The organism is Blautia sp. CAG:257 (assembly GCF_000433815.1).
Lineage (GTDB): Bacteria > Bacillota > Clostridia > Lachnospirales > Lachnospiraceae > Blautia_A > Blautia_A caecimuris.
The window spans coordinates 26,669-29,489 of sequence record NZ_HF998991.1; the positions used below are offsets into that span (position 1 = coordinate 26,669).

Sequence of the window (2,821 nt, forward strand, 5' to 3'; positions counted from 1 at the left end):
GGGAATCGCATATGTAATCGAATCCTATGGTCTGATCGTAAACAAAACTCTTCTTGAAAAAGCAGGTTATACACTGGATGATATTAAGAGCTATGACCAGTTAAAGGCAGTTGCGGATGATATCCAGAGTAAGAAAGATGAACTGGGAATCAAAGGTGCCTTTACTTCCGCTGGTATGGACGCTTCCTCTGACTGGAGATTCAAGACACATCTTGCAAACCTTCCGATCTATTATGAGTATAAAGACGAGGGTGTAGATGATGCAGCTGAACTGAAAGGTACTTACCTTGAAAATTACAAGAATCTGTTCGACCTTTACATTACAGATTCCACCTGTGATCGTGCAGAGCTTTCTGCCAAAACAGCAGACGACTCCAGAAACGAGTTTGTAAACAGCGAAGCAGTATTCTATCAGAATGGCTCCTGGGAGTATGCAGAGCTTGCAAAAACCTTCAGCGATGAAGAGCTTGCAATGATTCCGATCTACTTTGGTGTGGATGATGAAAATCAGGGTCTTGCTACAGGTACAGAGAACTACTGGTGCGTAAATAAAAATGCTTCTGAAGAAGATATTCAGGCAACTCTTGATTTTATGAACTGGTGTGTAACTTCTGAGACAGGTACAAAATCCATGGCAGAAGATATGGGATTCACAATTCCTTTCAAAACAGCAGTTGCTCCTACCAATGTATTTGTAAAACAGGATCTTGAAAATACAGAAGCAGGACTTACTCCTATATCATGGAACTTTACAACCATGCCGTCTGAGGAATGGAAAAATGGTGTGGGAACCGCACTGACTGCTTATGCGGCAGAAACCGGCTCCTGGGACGATGTTGTAAGCGCATTTGTTGACAACTGGGCAATGGAAAAAGCTCTGACCGAATAATCGTATTGAACAAAATGTAACTGGAAAGGGGGCGCTGCAAACCCGCTCCTGGCGGAACCTCCACCGGGAACGAGAACATGCGGCAGCCCCCTTTCTGCGTATAAGGGAAAGAGGAGAACAAGATGGTAGGAAAAACAATCAAAAAATGGTGGCCGGTTTTTGTACTGCCTACACTGGCCGCTTTTATAATCGGATTTCTCTGGCCGTTTATATGGGGAATTTATCTTTCATTCTGCAAATTTACAACTGTACAGGACGTAACCTTTGTAGGACTTGCCAATTATTCCAAACTGCTTCTGGATAAAACCTTCAGCCATTCGTTCTGGCTGACTGTAATATTTGCTTTTGTTTCCAGTATTCTGATCAATGTGCTGGCATTTTCTATTGCTCTGGCGCTGACAAAGGGATTCAGAGGAACCAATGTTTTCCGTACGGTATTTTTTATGCCAAACCTGATCGGCGGTATTGTACTTGGATACATATGGCAGACGCTTTTGAACGGACTTCTTTCTATGTGGGGACAGCCCCTGCTTGCACTTTCCGCCAAAAACGGGTTTATCGGAATGCTGCTCCTTCTGATGTGGCAGCAGATCGGATATATGATGATCATTTATGTGGCAGGACTTAACAATGTATCGCCGGATCTTATTGAAGCGGCTCAGATTGACGGTGCAACTTCCAGGCAGATTCTTTTTAAGATCAAAATACCTATGATCATGCCTTCTGTAACAATCTGTACCTTCCTGACTCTGACAAACGGCTTCAAGATGTTTGACCAGAACCTGTCTCTGACAGGAGGCGCGCCGGGCAAGCAGTCACAGCTTCTTGCACTGAATATCTACGATACCTTTTATGCCCGCAGCGGACCTATGTGGAAAGGAATCGGACAGGCAAAGGCAGTTGTATTTTTTATCCTTGTAGTAGCCATTGCACTGATCCAGCTTAAAGCAACATCATCCAAGGAGGTGCAGCAGTAATGGAAAATAAGAAAAAGAATCCTGTAGCTACCATTATCCTGGCAGTCATCTCTATTTTGTGGATGTATCCCATTGTTCTGATTCTTTTTAACTCATTAAAAAAGGAATCAGCAATTACCACATCTACGGTTTTCAGTATTCCAAACAAAGAAACCTGGAATGGTCTGTCAAACTTTGTTGCCAGCGTAACACAGATGGATTTCCTGAAATCTTTCTGGTACAGTCTTGTGATTTCAGTGATGTCAGTAGTTTTGATCCTCTTGTGCTGTTCCATGTGCGCATGGTATATTGTCCGTGTAAACGGAAAGCTTTCCAAGCTGTTTTATTACCTGTGTGTGTTCAGTATGGTAGTTCCTTTCCAGATGGTAATGTTTACTCTGGCAAAGACAGCAGATACCCTGAAACTGAACAGTCCGTACAGTATCTGCATTATTTACCTGGGATTTGGAGCAGGGCTGGCTGTGTTTATGTTTACAGGCTTTGTAAAAGGAATTCCGCTGGAAATTGAGGAGGCGGCGCTTATTGACGGCTGCAGTCCTCTGCAGGTATATTTCCAGATTCTGATACCAATTTTGAAACCAACCATTATTTCCACTGCAATCCTTGAACTGATGTGGGTATGGAATGACTACCTTCTGCCTACGCTTGTTCTTGATATCAAGCAGTATCGTACCATTCCCATGGCAGTCCAGTATTTCAGAGGCAGCTTTGGACATGTACAGATGGGACCTATGATGGCAAGTATCATGATTGATATCATTCCGATCATTATTGTATATCTTGTATGCCAGAAATATATTATCGAAGGCGTGGTAGCCGGAGCGGTAAAGGGCTGATCGCTTTTGAAAAGATTTTGTGGGGGTGCTGTAAGGAAACTTCAGCATCCCCTGTTATATTTTAGGATATTTTATAACCGGTACTTGAGTTTCCGCAAAATGTAATTTAAACATAAATG

The 2,821-nt window shown here is 42.8% G+C and carries 3 protein-coding genes; all 3 read left to right on the plus strand.

The window, feature by feature from the left end:
* On the plus strand, window positions 1-889 hold an 889-nt coding region (locus tag QVP40_RS01720; protein ID WP_288200160.1), incomplete at its 5' end, for an ABC transporter substrate-binding protein.
* A gap of 122 nt (window positions 890-1,011) precedes the next feature.
* Window positions 1,012-1,866: a carbohydrate ABC transporter permease gene (locus tag QVP40_RS01725; protein WP_022066790.1), complete on the plus strand. Its 855-nt coding sequence runs from the start codon at window positions 1,012-1,014 to the stop codon at window positions 1,864-1,866.
* Window positions 1,866-2,702, plus strand: coding sequence for a carbohydrate ABC transporter permease (locus QVP40_RS01730; protein WP_022066791.1), 837 nt, complete (start codon window positions 1,866-1,868; stop codon window positions 2,700-2,702). The genes QVP40_RS01725 and QVP40_RS01730 overlap by 1 nt, the downstream gene beginning before the upstream one ends.
* Window positions 2,703-2,821 lie beyond the last annotated feature (119 nt).